This window comes from Bifidobacterium simiarum (assembly GCF_002802905.1).
Classification (GTDB): Bacteria; Actinomycetota; Actinomycetes; order Actinomycetales; family Bifidobacteriaceae; genus Galliscardovia; species Galliscardovia simiarum.
On sequence record NZ_PEBK01000006.1, the window covers coordinates 171,980 to 193,747 of the forward strand.

Below are 21,768 nucleotides of genomic sequence, written 5' to 3' on the forward strand. Positions count from 1 at the left end.
CTTTGTGTGTGGATGGGCTCCGGCCGGGAGCGGTCATCGATGATCGCGCGGATCCGCCCGAAGCGTTACAACGCCCATAGTAACCGGTCGGACCCCGAACGGCGGGAACCGGTTGCCGGTATTTGGCATGATCCGCGCGACATGGGTCCGCGAAACCGTCCGAGGGCATGAAAAATCCCCTCCGGAACCGTGCCGGAGGGGATCGTATGACGGGGGATCGGATGACGGGGTGCGACGTGGATTTCCGTCACTGATGCCCGGGTGTCACATGTTCCTGGCCGTCACTTGCTTTCGGCGTCGTCCGCGGTCTGCCCGTCGCCGTCGGATTCCCTGGGCGCGGAGAGGAAGTGGTCCTCGCTCGGCAGCACGGCGTTGAGGATCACGGCCACCACGAAGGCCACGGCGATGCAGTTCGAGGCGAAGATCTGCTGGAACAGGGCCGGGAAGTGCACGAAGATGTCGCTCACCTGGGTGAAGCCGATGCCGATGGTGAGGCTGAGCGCCGCGATGGTGATGTTGCGCTGCGAGTAGCCCGCCTCGGAGATCATCTGGAAGCCGGAGAGGATGATGTTGCCGAACATCATGATCGTGCATCCGCCGAGTACGGCCTGCGGCAGCGAGTTGAACACCTCGGCGATGGCCGGCACGAAGCTGGCGAGGATCAGGATTACGCCGCCGGAGAGGATCACCTTGCGGTTGACGACCTTGGTCATGGCCACTAGGCCGATGTTCTGCGCGAAGCTGGTCAGCGGCAGGCAGCCGAACAGGCCGGAGACCGAGGAGATCAGGCCGTCGCCGGCGATGGCGCCCGCGGTCTCGCGTTCGGTGGGCAGACGGTCGAGGCCGACCTTGGTGAGGGCCGCGGTGTCGCCGAGCACCTCCACGGAGGAGACCACGTACAGCAGGCCGATCGAGATGATCGCGCCCCAGTCGAACTCGGGACGGAACGGCATGAACTGCGGCACGGAGACGATGGCGAGATGGCTGAAGCCGGAGAAGTCGACCTTGCCCATGGCGATGGCGGTCACGTAGCCGACGACGAGGCCGAACAGCACGGACAGCTGCTTGGCGGTGCCCTTCATCAGCAGCTGGAACGCGAGGCAGGCGACCAGCGAGACCAGACCGAGCGTGAGGTTCTGCCAGCTGCCGAAGTCCTTGGCGCCGCTGCCGCCGCCGAAGCTGGTGGCGCCCACGGTGAGCAGGGAGAAGCCGATCGACGTGACCACGATGGCCGAGACGATCGGCGGGACGAACCGGCGCCAGTACCGGGCCGTCAGGCCCAGCGCCAGCTCGAGCAGGCCGCCGACCATGACCGCGCCCACCACGGCGCCGTAGCCCTTGTCGGCGCAGATCGCGACGGCGGCCGCCACGTAGGTGAACGAGATGCCGGTGACCATCGGCAGTCGCGAGCCGATGCGCCATGCGCCGTACAGCTGCAGGCAGGTGCCGAGGCCCGCCACCAGCAGGCCGGCCTGGATCACGGCCGCCGACTGCTCGGCGCTCATCTTCGCCGCGGAGGCGACGATGAAGATCGGGGCGAGATTCGCCACGAACATGGCCATCACATGCTGCAGGCCGAACGGGATGCCCCTCCAGAACGATACCGGCGCGTCCAGCGAGGTCAGTGCCTCGACCGAAATGCCGGTTGTTGACTTCTTCTGCTTCTCAGTTTCCAATGCGATTCCCTTTTTCGCGTTGCTTCCTTGATCTGTCGTTCCCCGTGCGTACGGCATGGGCGGTCATCGGCCGTATCGGCCCGTATCCGCCGCGGACGCACGAAGGTCCCGCCCGACGTCTCTCAAACCGTCGGACAGGACCCTAATCATACCGGCATGGCCGGTTGCGTGGCTCAGGCGCGGAATTCGATGTCGCCGGTGTCCGGGTCCATCGATTCGACGATCGCCAGCGAATCGACGTCGTAGCCGCGTTCGCGTAGCCGGTCGCCACCGCCCATGTAGCCCTTCTCCACGGCAATGCCGATGCCCTCGACGGTGGCGCCGGCCTTGTCGCAGATGTCGAGCAGACCACCCAGCGCCTTGCCGTTGGCGAGGAAGTCGTCGATGATCAGCACGTGATCGTCCGCGGACAGGAACTTCTTCGCCACGATCACCGGGAACTCACGCTGCTTGGTGAACGAGTAGATGGTGGTCACGTACTGCTCGCCCTCGAGGTTGATCGACTGCGCCTTCTTGGCGAACACCACCGGCACGTCGCCGAAGTGACGGGCGGCCGAACAGGCGATACCGATGCCGGAGGCCTCGATCGTGAGGATCTTGTTGATCGGACGGTCCCTGAAATGCTCGGCCCATTCGGCGCCCATGCGGTCGAACAGGGCCACGTCGCACTGATGGTTGAGAAACGTGTCCACCTTGAGCACGTCACCCGCCTTGACGGTGCCTTCTTCGCGGATTCGGTCTTCGAGTTCTTTCATGTTCACCTCGCTGTAGGGAAAACGGATGGGCTGTTCGCCTGTATGACTACGTAGCTTACGCGTCGCAAGGGATCGGCGTGCGGGATCGGCTTCGGTCGCCGTCCCGCTCACTCCAGCAGCGCCTCGGCGGTGGCCTGATCGGTCACCATCGCGGAGATCAGCCCGCCGACCAGACAGGCGCGGATGGCGGGCACCTTGAGCGGCCCCCACGCCACGCCGATCACCAGGGGGATGCGCTTGAGCCGTTCGATGTCGATGGAGATCGTCCGCCGGCACAGCTCGGTGCGCACGTGGTTGCCGTCTCGGTCGATGTGGTGGCCACAGATATGGCCCACCACGCCGTGTTCGAGCAGTTCGGCGGCCTTGCGCTGGTCGATGTAGGCGTCGAAGATGTGGCCGGAGCGCACCTTGGTGACCGCGCCCACGCCGACGATGGCCACGTCCGCGCCGTCGCCGAGCGCCAGCGCCGTGGCGATCTGCGGCTCCCGGCGCATGGCGTCCGCCAGTTCGGGGTTCGACAGGATCATCGGCACCGGCAGCGTGGTGAACGTGCCGCCGATGCGCTGGGCGAGCATGCGGCAGATGTCGGGGGAGTCGGTCATCGTGTTCTCCGGGCTGAGCGTGCCGATCATCTGCGCCACGTTCGCCTTCGGCCAGTCGCACACCGGCACCTCGCGCACCGTCGCGGCCACGGCGCCGCCGTTGGAGACGGTGATCAGCGAATCGGGCGCGCAGTTCTCGGCGAACAGCGCCGCCGCATACCGCGGGACGATCTGCTTCGGATCCTCGCCGGGGGCCACTTCGGCCACGCGGGCGTACCTGAGGCCGTAGCGCTTTCTGAGGCGGTCCTCGAGCACCCTCATGCGTTCCAGCGCGTGTCCGATGGTGATGTGCACGACGCCGAGTTCGCGCGACTCCTTGAGCAGGCGGGAGACGGTGGGACGGGAGTAGCCGATGTCGCGGGCGATCTCGGCCTGCGTCATGTTGTCGAGATAGTAGTCGCGGGCCACCTTGAGGATCAGATCGATGTGCCTGCGGGAGCTGGACGTGGCCAGAGAAGTGTCGTCGTTGAACATATGTTCATGCTACCGCTCTTTCGTGGTGTTTGGCAATGGTGTTTTGCGGCCTGATCTTCAGTGAAGAGTAAGGGTTTATGGAATATTAACGTCGTGAACGACGGTTCAGGTGAACATGTGTTCATGGGGTGGGTGGAATCCGCGGCGTGTCGTCCGTAGATTATGAATTGTCAAAGCCAAGGACATCACCAAGGGCAAACACACCAAGGACAAAGGAGTACCACCATGTCATTCGCACGCACCATCTTCGGCGACGTCGATCCCAGCACCCTCGGCGTGGTCGACTGCCACGACCACCTGATCCGCGTCGGCGCCGGCGAGGTCTACATCGACGGCGACCACCAGCTCGACTCCGTCGAGAAGGCCATCGAGGAGGGCGGCTACTTCGCCGAGGCCTCCAAGAAGTGGAGCCCCAACGGCGGCACCGTGGTCGACATGTGCCCGATCAACTGCGGCCGCGACCTCAACAAGCTGGCCGAGGTCACCAAGGCCGTCGACGGTCTGCAGGTCATCGCCGCCACCGGCTTCCACCGCGAGCACGTCTACCTCGAGACCCAGTCCCACTGGATCAACCGCTACAGCGTCGACAAGGTCGCCGAACTGGTCATCGCCGACATCCGCGAAGGCATCGACAAGAACGACTACTCCGGCCCGATCGTCGAGCGCACCCCGTACAAGGCCGGCGTGATCAAGGTCGGCACCGCGTACGGCAAGATCACCAAGTTCGAGCGCAAGTGCATGGAGGCCGCCGCCATCGCCGCCATCGAGACCGGCTGCCCGATCAACACGCACACCACGTACGGCACCTGCGGCCTCGAGCAGGTCGAGGGCTTCCTCGAGCTGGGCGTGCCCGCCGACCAGATCGCCATCGGCCACATCCAGCGCAACGCCGACGTCTACTACCTCGAGCAGATCCTCAAGCTCGGCGTGTACCTCGAGATCGACGGCACCAACCGCATCAAGTACCAGCCCGACTCCAACCGCATGATGGAGCTGCGCGCCTTCTACGAGGACGGCTTCGCCGACCGCATTCTGCTGGGCACCGACTCCGGCAAGCGCGGCTACCAGAAGGCCTACGGCGCCACCTCCGGCGTGGACTACAACCCGGCCGTCGACGGCCCGCGCATGGTCGACGAGGGCTTCGACCGCGAATACATCGACAAGCTGCTCATGAAAAACGCCCAGGAGTTCTTCACCTTCAAGAAGGAGGGCTGATCCAAGATGGCGGAAGCAACCGAGAAGCTCGCGCAGCCCAGGCTCCAGATCGCGCTCGACACCACCGACATGCCGAGCGCCCTGCGCCCCCTCAACGCCGCGATCGACCAGATCGACGTGATCGAATGCGGCACCATCCTCATCATCGCCGAAGGCCTCAGGGCCGTGCGTGAGATCCGCGCCCTGTACCCGGACAAGACGATCCTGGCCGACGTGCGCATCGCCGAGGCCGGCGCCCTCATCGCCCGCAACTGCTTCGAGGCCGGCGCCAACTGGGTGTCCGTCGTGGCCGGCGCCTCCCTGACCACCGTGGAGCAGGTCGTCAAGGTCGCCGACGAGTTCGGCGGCGAGGTGCAGATCGAGCTCGGCGAGGACTACGACGCCGACAAGGCCCGCAAGTGGAAGGAACTCGGCGCCAAGCACGTCATCGTCCACCGCTCGCGCGACGCCGAGGCCGCCGGAACCCTCAAGTGGGGCGAGGACGACGTCGAGCGCATCAGGGAGCTGCATGCCATGGGCTTCACCGTCACCGTCACCGGCGGCGTGAACGTCAGGGACATCCCGTTCTTCGAAGGTGCCCCGGTCGGCGTGATCATCTCGGGACGCGGCATCGTCAAGGCGGACGACCCACTGGCCGCGGCCACCGAACTGAAGAACACCATCAGGACCGTCTGGCCTGAGTAGTCCGGCCTGAGTAGTCCGGCCCGAACGGGACCGCGGAGTCCGAGTCCGCCGGCAGGCCAACGGGGGAGTGCCGGCGGACTCCCGATCCCATCTCATGCGATCCACATGACCACCGGGATCCATCAGCCCCATCCGAAAACCCAACCCATCCGAAACGCAACGTGGGCGTTCCCCTGCCCGGGAACGCCCACGACGAAAATCCTCATCCAATAAGAATTCTCAACGACGATTATAGTCACAAGGAAGTGCGCCATGAATGCCTCCGAACCCAAGTACGACCTGTCCACCATCGGCGAAGGCCAGATCCGCTTCACCGTCGAACGCGGCGAGCGCCTGATGTTCACCCGATCCGTCCACATGAACCCCGCCTGCTCCGAAGCCAACGTCGCCGGCCTGCTCAGCCAGCTCGGCCGCCAGACCCTGTGGACCAGCTCCCTGCCCGAGGGCGACCTCGGCGACTACATCCTCGCCGAATACCGTTCCGTCGGCGTGCACATGGACACCATGGTCCGTCGCCCCGGCGGCCGCACCGCCCTGTACTTCATGGAGCCCGGCGAATACCCGATGCCCGCCAACGTGATCTACGACCGCGAATGGACCACCTTCCGCGCCACCGGCATCGACGACTACGACTGGGACGAGATCCTCAACGCCAAGGTCATCTTCCTCACCGGCATCACCGCCGCCCTGACCGACACCACCGCCGAAGTGGTGCGCTACGCCGCCGACGAGGCCGTTCGCCGAGGGGTGGAGGTGATCCTCGACGTGAACTTCCGGCGTAAGCTGTGGAGCGGCGAAAAGGCTCGGGAGGTGCTCGAACCCATCGCCAAGGAGGCAACCGTGCTGTTCTGCTCCATCGCCGACGCGGAGAAGGTGTTCGGCATCACCGGCAGTCCCGAGGAGGTGACCGCCGAGCTGAAGAACCGGTTCGGCTGCAAGTACATCGTCTCCACCAACCACACCGAAGGCCCCTACCTGCGCGGCGACGAGGGCTTCTACCCGTACCACACCACGCCGGTGAACGTCATCGACCGTCCCGGCGCCGGCGACTCCTTCGTCTCCGCCACCATCCACGGCTACCTGTCTGGCAGCATCCGCGACGGCGTCAAGTGGGGCCAGTACGCCTCCAAGGTGGCGCTCACCCACAAGGGCGATCTGACCCGAGTCCGCCCCGGCGAGCTGAACATCCCGCTCGGCACCGACATCGACCGCTGAGCCGGAAGGGGAACATAGCATGTCCAACGCAAACGACGCCGCGCAGGCCCGGAGCCTGACCGCCTACGAGCAGATCGACTCCAGGCCCCTGAGCGGCCACCAGAAAAGCATCATCGGCCTGGTGATCGCCGGCAACATCTCCGAGTTCTTCGACATGTTCCTCGTCGGATTCGTCGTCTCCCTGCTCACCAGCGCATGGCAGCTGACCGGCATGGAGGCCGGCGTGATCCTCGCCTGCTCCGGCCTCGGCACCGTGATCGGATCGATCATGTGGGGCCGTCTCGCCGACCGGTTCGGCCGCAAGCACGCCTTCCAGTGGTGCGTGATCTGCTTCGTCGTGTTCACCATCCTCTCCGTGTTCCTGCCCGACCGTGCCTGGGTGCTGCTCGCCCTGCTGAGGGTCGGCGTGGGCATCGGCGTCGGCGGACTCAACATCACCTCCATCCCGTACGTCCAGGAGTTCGTGCCCACCAAGCACCGCGGCATGCTCTCCGGCCTCGCCTCCGTGTTCATCCCGCTCGGCCTGCTGCTCGGCTCCGTCGCCCAGAGCGCCATCGGCGAGCATTGGCGCATCCTCCTCGCCCTCGGCGCCGTGCCCGTGCTCCTGCTCATCTGGCTGCACGCCGTACCCGAATCCCCGCGCTTCTACCAGACCAAGGGCCAGGATGACAAGGCCCGCGAAGCCCTCGCCTGGGCCATGGAGATCCCCGTCGACCAGGTCGGCGCTCTGCCCGTCGTCGAACGGCAGCAGAAGGTCAGCTACTCCGTGCTGTTCAGCCGTCACCTCAAGTCCCTGCTTATCGTCAGCATCGGCTCGTTCTGCTTCATCATGGGCAGCTTCGCCATCCAGTCCTGGGGCCAGACCCTCATGAAGGACGCCTTCGGCTTCTCCACCCAGATGGTCGCCTACCTGTTCATGGGCGTCTCCGTCGCCGACTGCATCGGCCGCTTCGGCTCCGCCTGGCTCGCCGACGTGATCGGCCGGCGCTGGACCATGTTCATCTTCGGCATCATCGGCGCCGCCGGCTGCTTCTACGCCGCGTTCTTCCACGACTCCGGCTGGCAGTTCTACATCGCCGTGCTCGTCATCATGACCTTCGCGGACGGCGTGTTCGGCATCCTCAACGCCTTCGGCGGCGAACAGTTCCCCAACGACGTGCGCTCCACCGGCCTCGGCCTCGGCTACGGCATCGGCGCCACCGCCAAGATCATCGGCCCCGCCTTCATGGGCATGCTCGTCGGCGGCGACTTCGTCTCCCAGAACATCGACATCACCGTGATCACCACCGCCTTCACCTTCTTCGGCGTCTGCCTGATCATCGGCGCGATCACCTACCTGTTCGCCCAGGAGACCAAGGGCAAGGACCTCGAAAGCCTCTGACCCGGATCGAGACCGACTCGACCATCGAGACCGTCTCAATCACCCAGACCGGCCGGCCGGCGCGGCTCCCGCAACCTCCAGCGGGCCGCGCCGGTCCGGCCCCGCATACCCAAAACACCCGGAAACCCCAAACCATCCGGAACCATCCCGGACGGCCGGACGATTCGCCAACCGTCCGGACCGCCACCGCACACCACACCCAAAGGACCCCATCATGACCGTCAACGCCGTCGGCATCTACGAAAAGGCACTCCCCACCGGACTGAGCTGGGAGGAGACCTTCGACCTCGTCCACGAACTCGGCTTCAACTTCCTCGAATTCTCCGTCGACGAAAGCGACGAACGCCTCGCCCGCCTCGACTGGACCGAACGGGAACGCGCCGACTTCCGCAACGCCATGTGGAAGACCGGCAGCCGCATCAACACCCTCATGCTCTCCGGCCACCGCCGCTTCCCCCTCGGCTCCGCCGACCCCGCCATCCGAGCCAAGGCCCTCGACATGATGGCCAAGGCCATCGACCTCGCCGTCGACCTCGGCGTACGCAACATCCAGATGGCCGGCTACGACGTCTACTACGAGCCGAAAACCGAATCCAGCCGCGAATGGTTCATCGAAAACCTCAAGACCTGCGTGGAGATGGCCGCCAAGAAAATGGTCATGCTCTCCATCGAAACCATGGACGACCCCTTCCTCAACTCCCTGAGCAAGGTCGACTACCTCAAGACTCAGATCCACAGCCCGTTCCTCCAGGCCTACCCCGACGTCGGCAACCTCACCGCATGGCCCGAAAACGACGTGGCGCACGAGATCGAATCCAACATCGACAGCATCGTCGCCGTGCACCTCAAGGACACCAAGCCCGTCACCCCAGACTTCCCCGGACAGTTCAAGGAAGTCCCCTTCGGCGACGGCACCGTCGACTTCGAGGCCGTGCTCCGCCTCTTCCACCGACTCGGATACAACGGCAGCTACACCGTGGAGATGTGGACCAGCAAGGCCGAGGACCCCATCGCCGAAGTGAAGAAGGCCAAGGCCTACTTCGACGGTCTGTTCGAACGGGTCGGCATCGTCCAGGAACCCATCCTGAGCCGCGCGGCGTGATCGCATGATGGAGCGTCCGCGGCGTTGCGGAGGACTCGACGTGCCCTCGCACGCCTTCGTCCTCCGCGCCTTGCGGACGCACGCATCATGCGATCACGCACGGGAGTTCGCCGCGTCATGAAACGAACTCCACATGCAACCCACGAAATTTCATGAAACACCGATGGAAAGGAAGCAAACATGGCTACTCTCGCTGATTACGGTCCCGAGGTCCGTGCGGAGGTCAAGCAGGTTCGTGAGGTCGTCTCGAACCTGCATCAGCAGCTGATCAAGTGGAATCTGGTCGTGTGGACGGCGGGCAATGTGTCGCAGCGTCTGCATACGGCGGATCTGTTCGTGATCAAGCCGTCGGGTCTGCGCTACGAGTACCTGACCCCGTCGAGCATGGTCGTGGTGGATCTGGACGGCAACGTGGTCGACGGCGCCGAGGCCCCGTCCTCGGATACCGCGTCGCACGCGTACATCTACCGGAACATGCCGGACGTGTACGGCGTGGTGCACACGCATTCGACGTACGCGACCGCGTGGGCGGCGACGGGCCAGAACATCCCGTGCGGTCTGACGATGATGGGCGACGAGTTCGGCGGCCCGGTGCCGGTGGGTCCGTTCCGTCTGATCGGCTCCGAGGCGATCGGCAAGGGCGTGGTGGAGACGCTGAAGAGGTATCCGAAGTCGCCTGCGGTGCTGATGCAGAACCATGGTCCGTTCACGATCGGCAAGGACGCGGAGGGTGCGGTCAAGGCCGCGGCCATGACCGAGGAGGTCGCGCACACGATGTGGGCGGCGCGTCAGCTGGGCGACATCATCGAGATCGACCAGTCCGACATCGATAAGCTCAACGACCGCTACCAGAACGTCTACGGCCAGCACTGATCTGACGGAGCGTCCGCGGCGTTGCAGGCAACTCGACGTACCTTCGTACGCCTTCGTTGCCTGCGCCTTGCGGCCGCACGCGTCAGATCAGCGCTGATGCGTCGCTGGCTTGATGACACACGCATCACGTCAGCGCTGATGCGTCGCTGGTGCGAAGGTTCTGCCTTCCCCTTTGAGGGGAAGGTGGCCGGCTTTGCCGGTCGGATGAGGTGATGAGCGACGTGTCGTCCGGTCACCTCATCAGTCGGCTGCCGCCGACAGCTTCCCCTTAGGCTGAGCCCGTTAAGAAAACGCTGGTGGCGTTTTTAGGGCTCAGGCGAGCCGACAGGCGAGCTCACGGAACGTGGCCGCCGGCCGTCCTTTCTTGCCCGAAAACCGAGGGTGATATCGAACAAATGTTCGATATCTGTTTCGGTGTCTCGGCGTACACTGAGGCCATGCTTTCCGTCAATGAGCGAACCCGCGCCTGCCGCGAACTGATGGACGACGTCACCGGATACATCGTCGGATACTGGGAGGATGCCGCGGAGGGGCACCCATACCATGCGATCCATCATCCGGGTCGCACCGCACGGGACATGGCCTCCGACTACATGACCGAACGCTACCGCGACTGGCTGGAGTGCATGCGGCAGGAGGATCCCGCGAAATTCGAACGATATGCGGCACTGGGGAAGTGCGCCGATCCGGTCGAGTCCGCCATGGACGCCTGCGATCGCATGTTCGACCGCATCTGGCCGCGCACGTCGGACGACGATCCGAATAGATAGTCCGGCCGATGATCGACACCAACGTGTTCCTCAACGTCATACTGGCGCGCAAATCGATCATCTGTCACCCTTAAGCAAGGGGCGGATTCCTACCTGGGTTAACTCACTGGTGTCTGGGCCGCCCTTTTTCTTTGACGAATTCCCCTACGCCGGGAGGCTCCACCCCTCGGATTACGCTGATGACCATGAGCACGTTCGCAGTGGAACCGACACCCGTCATGGAATTCAGCACATTGCTGTACCTGCCCGACTCCGCAACATATCGCCAGCTGCTTCGCGACGGCCGACGGCTCTACGAATGCGCGGAACTACGCAACATCATCAACCGCAACGGCCTATGGACCGCCGACATCGTCGACCCCGTCAACGGGAAACCCCGATACTCGGTCACGGTCCGATCCGACGGCGAAACCATCACCGCCATGTCCTGCACCTGCGCCGACCCGCTGCGAAAGCAATCCCGGCCTTCCCGGTGCGTCCACGTCTGCGCCCTGTGCTTCATGCTGTTCTACCGGCACCGATACCGGTCGTCATCAGACGACATCACCATTCCCCGTGAAACCACGTCGATCGTCGAATGGTATCTGTCGAAACGGCTGAATTCCCAAATCCCATACGACACCGATGCCGTACGCACCATGGCGGACGGACTGGAAATCCTCACGGACTTCAGGGACGACAACTGGGACGTATGGCTGGGCAACCGTCATTTCCACACGCTCCTCGGCAACTGCATGCCCACCGTCGAGGAAAGCACCGACATCACCACCGAATCATGGCCCAACCCGGATGCCCCCGACCTTGACGCCACGCTCCCGCACGGATGGCTCACCCTGCTCGAAGCCGCCTACGAACGCCTCCGCGACACCAGGCATCTCATACGCCTCTACGCCCTGTACCTCATCCAAGGCAAGGACCCCACCGACTGCCGCTACGTCGACCGGCTACGCTGGATGCTCTCCGGCAACCGCGAGCGGGAAGCGCAACTGAACACCCTCATCGACGACATCACCCGGCACTACCAGCCACGGGAAGACAACCAACGCCGGCCCATTCCCAATCCCGCGTACGAGCATCTCCTCAGAGTCTTCGAACGCTCCGACGACGCCGTCACCTACTGCAACGCCATCCACGACGTCGACCGCCACTGCATCCAACGGCTCGAAGCGACCATCAGCCTCGACCACCCCGAATACGCCGGGTCACTGCGCCGGATCGCCAACGACTGGAAACAACGCTACGACAGCAGGCTCGACTACGACATTGCACATTTCACCTACAGGGCGGAAAAAATCGCGCCGGCCCTCTTCGCCAACGGATACCACGACCCCATCATCGACGACTGCACCACACTCATGACCGCCTCCGCACGCGGGTCAAAAGCCGCCTTCAGAATCACCCTGAGGAAACGATTCCACGACACGGCACGAGCCACCATCTGCCGGGACCTCATCGAAGCCGTCCGAAACACCCTCACCATGGACGACCTCGACAGGGAACTCAGCGCCATCCTCCGCCGCACCTACGACGGCATCGCCCCACACACCAACCCCATCGCCACAACGTTCTTCACCGAAGACGACGTACGACTCATCACCCCACCACTGGACGACGCGACCCTGCAACGGGAACAGCCGCAGGACTTCCGCGAAGCACTGCAATGCCTAAGCGAAATCGACACGGTAACGCTCACCGGCGACTACGACACCGACCACAACGCCATACGCCAACACCTCATCGAACAGAACGAACAACGCAAGACACAAGCCCACGCCAACGGCATCGCATCCCGAATCCACGCACAACATCACGGAAGCGAACCCAACGGAAGCGAACCCAACGGAAGCGAGGGGAGCGAGAAAGCCGACATCGAACGACTCCGACAGCGACTCAACCACAGACTGCAAACCCTATACGGCAGCCGATACACACTGGACGGCACCGCCATCGACGTGAACGGCCTCTTCGACGAACCCGTCACCGTCGGACAGCGCACGAAATGGCGAAGCCTGACCATTGGACAGATCGGCGTATGCGCCGCAGCCACCGTCCTCCTCCACCGGGAATGCCACGACCCACAGCTGACAGCCCAACTGTCGAAGAGCCTGGCGAACAAGAGACTGGCCACGGCAATCGGCGACGTGCTCGCCGACATGCTCGAGGCGAGGACCATGCCTGGCGGACCGGATGACCGGGCCGGCGACGATCCCACGGTCGATGGTGCGGCTGACCGTGCCGTTGACAATGCGATAGGGGAGAGTCTGCGAATGCTGCGGGAACAGGCTCCCGACCGTCAGGATCCCACGGGAACCGTATCGGGTGAGGAGGGGGAGTCGGATACGTCGGACGAGAACGACTGCCGTATCCGTCCGGACCGTCGCATCGCCCTGAAGACCCTGTCCGGTCTTCTGGAACACCTCAACCCCGGTTTCCAAGCGCCCCGCGTCGACGACCTCGACCAAGCCGAGCAATATGTGATGGACAGCATGCTCGAATTCGGAGACCTTGACGGTTTCGAAACCGAAAACCAAGCCGAAGACCTGCCCGAGGAACAGCCAAGCGAGGAGGGGAAGCGCATCATCCTGGGCCTGACGATCCTCGCCGCCAGCATGCCGGACCGTGTGATCCCGCTCTTCGACGACACCCCGCTCCCATGCCCCAGACTCGTATCGGCACTCATGAACAGCATCGAGGAAACCCACGCCACGCTGATCCAAGCCCGCAACGACAACGATGCGAACGACGACTATGCCGAGCAGGAGTCACTGTCCGACACCATCAACCTCCTCCTGCACCTGCTTCGCCAAGCCCACCGCCGACTGCGGGAACGGTTTGCTCCTCAAGCCGTTCTCCAATGCCAGTGATTGCGACGGAGGCAGCTCCCTCATAAGCTGTTGCACGATTTGCGTCGTCTCCTCACCAGCCTCCTCCGGCGTGATGATCGCATGATCGAGATCGTGCTGCACCCGGGCAAGCCGCTTCTTCGCAGCCTGCATGAACATCTCGAGACGTCGCGCCTCCTCCTGCTTGGCCGCGAACTCGTCACTGGTCATGGTCACCGACTCATCTGGCACGATCTCACCTTCGATGATCTCCCCATCGGTATCCGAACCATCGGCTGAAGTCTTCGTCATAACCGTCGATTCACCGTCACGCGAGTCCGTTTCCGTCCTACGGGCAACCCAGACATTGCTGACGTACGACTTTGCCTTGCCCGCGAACCCGATCAGTCGTTCTCCCGCATGACGAACGGTCCGACGCAGAGAGGCCCGCACCCGCGGATCATTCAGGATCTGTACGAAAACCTCTCCGATCATCATGCCAATCGCCTCGGCCATGGGATGCGGCTCGTCCCGAACATTCCTCTGATCGTCTCGTCCGTCGACGTACTCATCGGCATGCATATACCGATCTCCTCCGACGGACGGCCGAACCGGCGGAACATCCGCATCCGCCGGCTCCTCCTCAGCTTCCCCGAACAGGATGTCAGGCTGCCTGATCAGACGACCATACTCATCACGAATCCCCTTATCGGAGTGATACCGGCCGTTGACGGCATCCTCCCGCGCCTGCCGGTTACGCCACCGCACCCGCTCAGTCGTCTCGAAAGGCCGATCATCATCGATATTCCCATTCCCCATAGGAATCAGTGTATCGGCAAAAAGGAGAGCGTGGCGACATAGCATATTGGGCGGATTTGCGCCGGGGGGGTGACTCCGATATGCTCATTACGGTAATCGCTGCGATGAAGGAGCCAAGGGAAATCAGATGGATATGCAAAATATTGAAGTAGGGAACCTGACCGTTTCGATTCCGGTGGAATATGCTCGACTGAACCGCATGCCCGATGATCCACCGCAAATGGTGGCTTACGCAACACAGACGGAACAGGCTGACTGCGTGATGTTCCTCCAGCCGATACCAGCGGAACACGCCATGCCATTCAATGACGAACGAGCGGTCATCAACGGGATCCATCAGAGTCTGGCCGATGATCAGGGTCTGATCGAGGTCGTCAGTGGCACCACCGACGCCAAGCGCAACGTCATCTGGAGCATCGTCAAAACAGTCTCTCGGACCGAAGGCGCACAATACGGGCTGACGCTGCATCTGGCCTATCCGGAATCCGTGCTGCAGGTACAGGCATTCGCCAACGAAACCGGAATCACCGGCATGCGTGACGCACAGATCTACGAGCTTGCACGGAAACGGGGACGGGTCGACGAACAGGGAAGAGGCTGGACGCGAGACCCGTACGATGACGATTACCGCAGAGGCATACTCATGAACCTCTCCGAAGACGATCAATTCGACGACGCATTCCCGGACCATCCGCTTTCAGTGATCCGACGACTGGCCGGTATGCTCATCGGTTACAACTAACAAACGGAGCGGATTCCTACCGGGGCTATGTCACCGGTATCTGGGCCGCTCCTTTTCTTTCGAGCTGATTTTCTCTCTCGGTTTGACCGCATCAATCAGGGTAAGGGAAATTCATTAACCTTTTCCCTCCCCAATGACTACTCGTCCACCTGATGCTTGCGCGGACGACCACCGCCCACACCACGACCAGGACGAGACGCGTTCCACGCGTCAATGGTCTCCGGCAACCAGCCACGAGTCCTGCCAATCAGCGCATCAGGCTCAGGCAGCCGATATCCCTTCGACGCGGGATTGACGATACCAAGGCGCTCGCCGATTTCCTTGAGACTGAGAAACTTCTTGTGAGACAGATCCTGAAACGATGTGGCTTCCTCCCACGCCACTTCGGGAGCGACATCGACGTCCCCGTCGCCCCATACAACAGTACCGTCTTCGGCCCGCGCCGTAGCGAACACCTTTGGATCCCTAAGACACGCATAGGCCGGATACTGAAAATACTTGGCCATATCAAGCAGACCAGAAAATCCATCACTGAACCGAACCGCCACATGATAATGATCAAGAGGCACGGCGTCAGTGACAAGAATCACGTCATCACTCAAACGAAACTCCTTTATCAAGAAAAACTTTTACGGAGACGAGCAGTCTCATACTGACCACATATCGCAAAAGAATGGATAATGACAATGATAGTCAGAACGCCGAAACCATCTAGACCAGACAATCATTAATACCCGATTCGCATACTGGTCGTGGATAATTCCAAAGCATTCCAATCGCGCTCGCAGTCAAGTCATAGTCTCATCTGGAGAAAGTTCACTGGCCCTGTTCTCGAGAAATCCCGGTGAACGAGAAGAGACTATGCGGGCGGTAGGTTGCGATAGCATGCGGATGTACATGGTTTAGAGCATGGAGGCTTTGATATGTCTACGCTGACCGTCACCGTGCTGCGCAACAACGAGCCCGTGTATTCCATCATCAACGAACACGATTACCGCCATTTCCGTGAATTGGAGGATGAGGCCAAGGAGCTGCGCAATGCGGATGCTCGACGTCAGACGTTGAACGGAGAATACACGCATTCCTTTAAGTCCGTCGATGACATGGACGAGTATTTCGATGCGCTCTGAACTGTTGGGCATTGAGATCATTCACTAACCGGGCAGTGGAGCGGATTCCGGGAACGACATATCGACGGCGATTGGGCGTTCGTCTACATTCATCGACGAAGACCGGTTGATGCTCGTCCTGTCCCGCACTGGTATGCACGATGAACTCTATTCGTCGAAGACTCGAAAACCTTTATAAGAAGATACGAAGAGCAGGCAGATACGATTTTGGAAGCTGAAGTGCATCCCCGCCGACTACGTGGGCCTGACCAGCCTCGGCGTGAGCATCCTGCTCGGCGTCATCGGGGCGTCGCACAAGCCGTCTACACCTTGGTGAATCAAGCGTTCGGCGGCAAGCTCAGCAAAGACAGTGAAGCCGAATACACTCAATGATTTAAGCCCGTCTCGTGTTGCCATGCACGAGACGGGCTTTTTCTTGTGTGGGAACCAACCTGAAGGTTATTTAGTATCCATCCCGAATCCCTTGTTCACAGGATCATCGGTTTTTCTTCGGCGGGTCGACGGAGTTGGTCCGATGCTGGTTGATTCAGGAAGGCAAGCTGGTGTTGTCAGTTCCATCCGCCGACGAGTTCGAGGCAGCAGTGGCCCGTCACCGGGCGCCCCCGGTAGGTGCCGACCACCTTGCTCGCGCCTTCGTATTTGCGGCCGGAGGGGTTCGGCGAGGCGATTTCCTGTTCGTCCATGATGGACGTGACGGTGAGTTTCGCTTCCCATTCGGGGATGGAGACGGTCCATCCGGTCGGATATTTCATGCCTGTCGTGGGACTTTCCCACACGTTGAAGGAGTCGTCGACCATCGGATCCACGCCGGTAAAGGATTGGGTGCCGTCTTGGTGCAGGACGCTGGCCCAGCAGTGTTCGTTGCCGGTGGCCAGTTCGGTTACGCCCCACAGGCTGATTACGTCGGGGTCGTTGTCGAAGCAGAGGTTCATCCACAGCCATTTGCAGTTGTAGCCGTCCTTGAGGCTTCTGCCTTTGGGCATGCCGGCGAACTGACGGTCCATCCATACCATGCCCTCCACCTCGTGGCGCTGGCCGTCGAGAGTGATGACGCCTTTGGCTGCCATGTGCGGGAACGAGTATTGGTAGTTGGGCACTCCGGCGATCTGGAAGTAGCCGGTGCCGAGGCTGTAAAGCGGGTATCCGGTGCCGTGCAGGTCGAGATGGATGGATCCGTTCGTCATGGCCGATGCGATGCGCATGTCGTCGAGGTCGCCTTCGATGACGTCCTTGTCGGTGTGGATGTGCAGTCCCTGCCCTGCGACCTGTCCTCGCCTGACCTTGTAGAAGCGGTCTTCGTGGCGGTAGATGTGCCCGGTCTCGTCGGTGATGGACAGCACGCTGTTGATCATGCGTACCGGCAGGTATTTGGAGAACTGCAGGACGCTGACGTGGTACATGAAGTCAAGGGTGTGGCCGCCCGTCTCGAAATGACCGACCCAGAACCATGAGTTGCCGGCTTTGTCGGTGCGTATGAATGTGTCTTGGATGGGATCCACCAGCGGTTCGGTGCCGTGGTGGAAGGTGCGGATGTTGTGGGTCAGCGAGTTGTTCGTGGTGTTCATCATGTCTCGTTTCGTTTTGGTTCTGTGTTGTCTGTTGATGCGTTGTCGTTTCGGTCACTGTCCGACGAGAGTCCGTTTCGTCGTGCCTCGGTGCGTTCGAGTCGCCAGAAGCGCCGTGATGAGGGCGGCCGCGAGGATGACCGCGATGGCGGCGAATGCCAGCGTCGAGCCGAGTATGGATTGCGCGTGTCCGGTGGCGGTGGGCGCGAGGGTGGTGGACAGCGCGGAGATGGATACGATGAGGGCTGTGCCCATCGAGGAGGCGATCTGTCCGACGGTGTTGGTCACGCTTTGCGCGTGTCCGATGTTTTCGTTGTCGAGCGCGTTGATGCCCCAGGTGTTCACCGGGGTCATGGCGAACATGAGTCCCGTGTAGAGCACGGTGTAGGCGCATGCCGTGAGGATGACCGAGGCGTCCGCGCCGAGCAGAGCCATGAGCACGCCGCCGATGGTCATGACCGTCAGGCCGGGCAGGGCGACCTTGCGGATGCCGTATTTGTCGAACATGCGGCCCGAGACGATGCCGCAGCATGCGCCGATGAGGGCGCCGGGAAGCATGGCGAGCCCGCTGGCGGTGGCGGATGCGCCGAGCACGGTCTGGATGAACATCGGCACCATGACGTTGCAACCCATGAGGGCCGCCTGCATGCATGCCACGATGATCACCGAATGCGCGTAGGTGCGGTTGGCGAGGATTCCGACGCGCAGCATCGGTTCCTTCGCCTTGAGCTGTCGGCGCACGAACACGGCCACGAGCAGCACGCCGACGACGATCAGCGAGACGGTGAGCATCATGTTGCCGGTGGACGTGAACGTGGACAGCCCGTACAACAGGCATGCCAGGCCGACCGAGGAGAGCAGCACGGAGACGGGGTCGAACGCACCCGGTTGGAAGCCGTCGAAGTTACGCAGGTAGACGGCGGCCAACGCGATGACGATCAGCGAGACTGCCGCCATGATGACGAACAGCGTGCGCCAGCCGAACGAGTCGATGATCACGCCGGAGACGGACGGGCCGAGCGCCGGGGCGAAGCCGACGACGAGTCCTGTGATGCCCATTGCCGTACCGCGGCTTTCCTTGGGGAACACGAGCAGGATCACCGCGGTGACCATCGGCATGATCGCGCCGGTGCACAGGGCCTGCAGTACCCGGCCGACCATGAGCAGGGGGAAGGTCGACGCGAATGCGGCGACGAGACTGCCGGCCGCGAACAATGAGATGCAGCCGATGAACAGCCTGCGGGTGGAGAAGCGCCCCATGAGGAACGCGGCGAGCGGGATGACCATCGCCTCGACCAGAGAATAGCCGCTGGACAGCCACTGAACGGTGGTGGAATCCACCCCGAGGTCCTTCATGATGGACGGCAGCGCCGGCGTGACCACCGACATGTTGAGTACGGCCAGCAATGTGCCCATGAGCAGCACGATGACCATGATCCATTGTTTTCTGTTGATGCCAAGTTTCACAATAACACTCCGATAAACAATAGTTATTGATTATTCAACGAGCATCAATTATTATCGAAATGCAACGGACGGCAACCACCGATATGCGACATTTCTCGCTTATTCGACGATTCGCCTGAATCGTCGAACAACCCACGGCTTATGGGACGGAGAGGGAATGACGCTACCGGCAGAACGAAAGGAGCATGGTGACCGATCTGCGCATCATCAAAACCCGCAAGGCAATCCGCGAGGCGTTCCTGCGCCTACGGGCATCGGGAGTTCCGGTCTCGAAGGTCAAGGTCAAGGACATCTGCGACCTTGCGCTCGTCAACCCGAGCACGTTCTACAAGCATTACCTCGACGTATACGACCTCAACGACAAGCTTGAGGACGAAACCATCGACGCGATGCTGGAGCATTACCCCGACAAGGACAAGATCCTGTCCGATCCGCCCGCATTCCTCAATGGCTGGAGACCGGCCATCGACAGCCAGATCGACGATCTGCGCGTCCTGTTCGCAGGCCGCCCCGAAGCCATGTTCCGCAAAATCGAATCGACGCTCGTCGAACGTTACTCCGCCCGAGCATCGAACGAGCGCGAGCGCATCGCCGCCGTCTTCTCCATCGCCGGGGCCCTCCACTCGCTTGGCCTGCTCAAGCTGGAAGGCGGACAAAGCGACGACGAGATCATCGCGGCGGTCGTCGAAAACCTCAACGCCATCGCCGCTCGGATCCCCGACGGACGATAACGAACACCCCCCTATACGAATCAACGGCATCATCACACGGATACTCTTTAATCATCTAGTCGATCATCATGGAACAGATAACAGAACGTCATCTCATCCCCTCGTCGGCATCGCGATTCGCCGCATCGATACTGACCGCGCTGGTCTTCGTCGTCGCGCTGAATCTGCGAGCCCCGCTCACATCCGTCGGCCCGCTGCTGCCACGGATAGGGGCGTCCGAACATCTCAACGCGACGATGTAGGGTCTGCTCGGCTCGTTGCCTATCCTCGCGTTCGCCGCCGTCTCCCCGATGGCGCACCGGGTCGCCGGACGCATCGGCATCGAACGCACCGTGCTGGCCGCGATGGTGTTCCTGACGCTCGGCATTGTGATCCGTTCGGCATGCGGCACCATCGGACTGTAGGCCGGCACGTTCGTCATCGGTTGCTCGATCGCGGTGGGCAACGTTCTGGTGCCGGCCATAGTCAAACGCGATTACCCCGGTCACGCATCACTTGCCACCGGCATGTACTCCGCATACATGACCGGCATGGCCGCGTTCGCCTCGGCTGTGACATTGCCCCTGTCCGATGCACCGTGCGCCCCTACATCGGCCGTGCGATCCTCGTGCTCGATTGGGAAGGCTACCATAACGCCACATGGGGCAACTCCAACTGGGAGCGCGTCTTCGTCAACAGGGTCCACGAGAGGACCGGCGTATGGCCGCTCGTCTACACATCCGCCGCCTACCTGTACCAGATCCCGGCCGACGTGCGCAGCCATTGCGGATTGTGGGTCGCCCAGTACGCCAACAACAACGCCACCGGCTACCAGACGCGGCCGTGGAACTACGGGCGATATGGCGAGGCCATGCGCCAGTACACCAGCAACGGCCGCATTGCAGGTTATGCGGGGCCGCTGGATCTGAACTACTTCCGCGGCACCACCGCGCAGTGGAACAAGTACGCCAATCCCGGCAACACCACAGTCACGCCCGCGCCGACGCCGCAACCGCAGCCCGCGCCGCAACCGTCTCGGCCGAACACGGGCAGCGGGTACAGCGTGGTGGTGCGTTCCGGCGACACCATCAGCGGCATCGCCGCACGAACCGGCTTGTGGCCCGTGACCGCATGGAGCGTGCCTTCTGGCAACATCCACCGCATCTGGCCCGGCCAGACCGTCACCTACCGCGGCAACGGCACGCCAACCGCGAGCGCTGGCACCGGCACGCGGATCCACGTCGTGAGAAGCGGCGAGACGCTGAGCGGGATCTTCGGCGCTTCCGGATGGCAGCGCGTCGCACAGCTTAACGGATTACGGAATCCGAACTTGATCTACCCCGGACAGCAGCTGCGCTACTAGACGCGTACTGTCCGTCTGCGGCCTTCGGCACCGCGCCGGAGGCCGCCGCTTCCATACCCAAACCAACCTAAGGAGAAGATTCATGGATATTTCCGCAGCGACCACCCTCGCCGCCGGCATCGTCGCCCTCGTCGCTCCCGCCTTGGTGCAGGCGTTCAAGAAGTACATCCCCGCCGACTACGTGGGGCTGACCAGCCTCGGCGTGAGCATCCTGCTCGGCGTCATCGCCATCTCCGCCACCAACGGCTTCCACGGCTACGGCTGGGGCATCATCCTGACCGGCGTCATCGGCGTCGCACAAGCCGTCTACACGCTCGTGAACCAAGCGCTCAGCGGCAAGCTCAGCAAGGATGAGCTGCCGTCTGAGTAAGAAGAGTAAGGGGCTGTCGGACACAGTTTAGAG

22 protein-coding genes and 2 pseudogenes are annotated in these 21,768 nt (G+C 62.3%); 16 read left to right on the top strand and 8 right to left on the bottom strand.

Translation table 11 applies throughout. The features are described from left to right. Nucleotides 1–281 precede the first annotated feature (281 nt). From CSQ87_RS07490 to CSQ87_RS07500, 3 genes are all read right to left on the bottom strand, one after another. Complete coding sequence (locus CSQ87_RS07490; protein WP_100513248.1) at nucleotides 282–1,676, bottom strand: nucleobase:cation symporter-2 family protein; 1,395 nt, start codon at nucleotides 1,674–1,676, stop codon at nucleotides 282–284. A 173-nt stretch (nucleotides 1,677–1,849) separates the two neighbouring features. Beyond that, a complete protein-coding gene (locus CSQ87_RS07495) occupies nucleotides 1,850–2,431 on the bottom strand; it encodes a xanthine phosphoribosyltransferase (protein WP_100513249.1) in 582 nt (193 codons plus the stop codon). A 107-nt stretch (nucleotides 2,432–2,538) separates the two neighbouring features. Further along, nucleotides 2,539–3,507 carry a sugar-binding transcriptional regulator gene (locus CSQ87_RS07500; protein ID WP_100513250.1) on the bottom strand — a complete coding sequence of 323 codons (969 nt, stop codon included), beginning with the start codon at nucleotides 3,505–3,507 and terminating at the stop codon, nucleotides 2,539–2,541. Nucleotides 3,508–3,732: 225 nt separating this feature from the next. Here CSQ87_RS07500 and CSQ87_RS07505 point away from each other — a divergent pair, with 225 nt between their 5' ends. The 8 genes from CSQ87_RS07505 to CSQ87_RS07540 all read left to right on the top strand — a co-directional run bounded on the left by CSQ87_RS07505 (nucleotide 3,733) and on the right by CSQ87_RS07540 (nucleotide 13,611). Continuing rightward, nucleotides 3,733–4,722: a phosphotriesterase family protein gene (locus tag CSQ87_RS07505; protein ID WP_100513251.1), complete on the top strand. Its 990-nt coding sequence runs from the start codon at nucleotides 3,733–3,735 to the stop codon at nucleotides 4,720–4,722. 6 nt (nucleotides 4,723–4,728) lie between these two features. Continuing rightward, nucleotides 4,729–5,406, top strand: a complete 678-nt coding sequence (locus CSQ87_RS07510; RefSeq protein ID WP_100513252.1) for a 3-dehydro-L-gulonate-6-phosphate decarboxylase — start codon at nucleotides 4,729–4,731, stop codon at nucleotides 5,404–5,406. Between the two features lie 252 nt (nucleotides 5,407–5,658). Further along, nucleotides 5,659–6,621 (top strand): sugar kinase, encoded by a 963-nt coding sequence (locus tag CSQ87_RS07515; RefSeq protein ID WP_100513253.1) that lies wholly within the window; start codon nucleotides 5,659–5,661, stop codon nucleotides 6,619–6,621. 19 nt (nucleotides 6,622–6,640) lie between these two features. Continuing rightward, nucleotides 6,641–8,002 carry an MFS transporter gene (locus CSQ87_RS07520; protein WP_100513254.1) on the top strand — a complete coding sequence of 454 codons (1,362 nt, stop codon included), beginning with the start codon at nucleotides 6,641–6,643 and terminating at the stop codon, nucleotides 8,000–8,002. Nucleotides 8,003–8,216: 214 nt separating this feature from the next. Continuing rightward, the gene (locus CSQ87_RS07525) at nucleotides 8,217–9,104 is read left to right on the top strand and encodes an L-ribulose-5-phosphate 3-epimerase (RefSeq protein ID WP_100513255.1); all 888 of its coding nucleotides are present in this window, start codon (nucleotides 8,217–8,219) and stop codon (nucleotides 9,102–9,104) included. Nucleotides 9,105–9,284: 180 nt separating this feature from the next. Next, nucleotides 9,285–9,977 (top strand): L-ribulose-5-phosphate 4-epimerase, encoded by a 693-nt coding sequence (locus CSQ87_RS07530; protein WP_100513256.1) that lies wholly within the window; start codon nucleotides 9,285–9,287, stop codon nucleotides 9,975–9,977. 437 nt (nucleotides 9,978–10,414) lie between these two features. Further along, a complete protein-coding gene (locus tag CSQ87_RS07535; protein ID WP_133122367.1) occupies nucleotides 10,415–10,747 on the top strand; it encodes a hypothetical protein in 333 nt (110 codons plus the stop codon). A gap of 218 nt (nucleotides 10,748–10,965) precedes the next feature. Further along, a complete protein-coding gene (locus CSQ87_RS07540; RefSeq protein ID WP_100513258.1) occupies nucleotides 10,966–13,611 on the top strand; it encodes a hypothetical protein in 2,646 nt (881 codons plus the stop codon). Here CSQ87_RS07540 and CSQ87_RS10805 read toward each other — a convergent pair. Beyond that, the gene (locus CSQ87_RS10805) at nucleotides 13,510–14,388 is read right to left on the bottom strand and encodes a hypothetical protein (RefSeq protein WP_133122369.1); all 879 of its coding nucleotides are present in this window, start codon (nucleotides 14,386–14,388) and stop codon (nucleotides 13,510–13,512) included. The genes CSQ87_RS07540 and CSQ87_RS10805 overlap by 102 nt on opposite strands. Nucleotides 14,389–14,515: 127 nt before the next feature. Here CSQ87_RS10805 and CSQ87_RS07550 point away from each other — a divergent pair, with 127 nt between their 5' ends. Continuing rightward, on the top strand, nucleotides 14,516–15,130 hold the full coding sequence (locus CSQ87_RS07550) for a hypothetical protein (RefSeq protein ID WP_133122370.1): 615 nt from the start codon (nucleotides 14,516–14,518) through the stop codon (nucleotides 15,128–15,130). A gap of 137 nt (nucleotides 15,131–15,267) precedes the next feature. On the opposite strand, the gene CSQ87_RS07555 is transcribed toward CSQ87_RS07550, so the two are convergent. Next, the gene (locus tag CSQ87_RS07555) at nucleotides 15,268–15,480 is read right to left on the bottom strand and encodes a hypothetical protein (protein ID WP_100513289.1); all 213 of its coding nucleotides are present in this window, start codon (nucleotides 15,478–15,480) and stop codon (nucleotides 15,268–15,270) included. Between the two features lie 42 nt (nucleotides 15,481–15,522). After that, nucleotides 15,523–15,720 (bottom strand): annotated as a pseudogene (locus tag CSQ87_RS11230) (DUF2442 domain-containing protein); the annotation flags it as partial. A 333-nt stretch (nucleotides 15,721–16,053) separates the two neighbouring features. On the opposite strand from CSQ87_RS11230, the gene CSQ87_RS07565 reads away from it, so the two are divergent. Continuing rightward, nucleotides 16,054–16,260: a hypothetical protein gene (locus CSQ87_RS07565; protein ID WP_100513261.1), complete on the top strand. Its 207-nt coding sequence runs from the start codon at nucleotides 16,054–16,056 to the stop codon at nucleotides 16,258–16,260. Between the two features lie 27 nt (nucleotides 16,261–16,287). Beyond that, nucleotides 16,288–16,404 (top strand): annotated as a pseudogene (locus CSQ87_RS11330) (hypothetical protein); the annotation flags it as partial. A gap of 404 nt (nucleotides 16,405–16,808) precedes the next feature. Here CSQ87_RS11330 and CSQ87_RS07570 read toward each other — a convergent pair. After that, complete coding sequence (locus tag CSQ87_RS07570) at nucleotides 16,809–17,828, bottom strand: lipocalin family protein (RefSeq protein WP_100513262.1); 1,020 nt, start codon at nucleotides 17,826–17,828, stop codon at nucleotides 16,809–16,811. 51 nt (nucleotides 17,829–17,879) lie between these two features. Next, nucleotides 17,880–19,292, bottom strand: coding sequence for a DHA2 family efflux MFS transporter permease subunit (locus CSQ87_RS07575; RefSeq protein ID WP_133122371.1), 1,413 nt, complete (start codon nucleotides 19,290–19,292; stop codon nucleotides 17,880–17,882). Between the two features lie 185 nt (nucleotides 19,293–19,477). Between CSQ87_RS07575 and CSQ87_RS07580 the strand changes: the two genes are divergently transcribed. From CSQ87_RS07580 to CSQ87_RS07590, 5 genes are all read left to right on the top strand, one after another. Next, nucleotides 19,478–20,023, top strand: a complete 546-nt coding sequence (locus CSQ87_RS07580; protein ID WP_100513264.1) for a TetR/AcrR family transcriptional regulator — start codon at nucleotides 19,478–19,480, stop codon at nucleotides 20,021–20,023. Nucleotides 20,024–20,091: 68 nt separating this feature from the next. Continuing rightward, on the top strand, nucleotides 20,092–20,265 hold the full coding sequence (locus CSQ87_RS10935; RefSeq protein ID WP_165776792.1) for a hypothetical protein: 174 nt from the start codon (nucleotides 20,092–20,094) through the stop codon (nucleotides 20,263–20,265). Between the two features lie 15 nt (nucleotides 20,266–20,280). Continuing rightward, complete coding sequence (locus CSQ87_RS10940) at nucleotides 20,281–20,427, top strand: CynX/NimT family MFS transporter (protein ID WP_165776793.1); 147 nt, start codon at nucleotides 20,281–20,283, stop codon at nucleotides 20,425–20,427. Between the two features lie 173 nt (nucleotides 20,428–20,600). Beyond that, nucleotides 20,601–21,365 carry a LysM peptidoglycan-binding domain-containing protein gene (locus tag CSQ87_RS07585; RefSeq protein ID WP_243388881.1) on the top strand — a complete coding sequence of 255 codons (765 nt, stop codon included), beginning with the start codon at nucleotides 20,601–20,603 and terminating at the stop codon, nucleotides 21,363–21,365. Nucleotides 21,366–21,447: 82 nt separating this feature from the next. Beyond that, nucleotides 21,448–21,735 (top strand): hypothetical protein, encoded by a 288-nt coding sequence (locus CSQ87_RS07590; RefSeq protein ID WP_100513265.1) that lies wholly within the window; start codon nucleotides 21,448–21,450, stop codon nucleotides 21,733–21,735. Nucleotides 21,736–21,768: the final 33 nt, after the last annotated feature.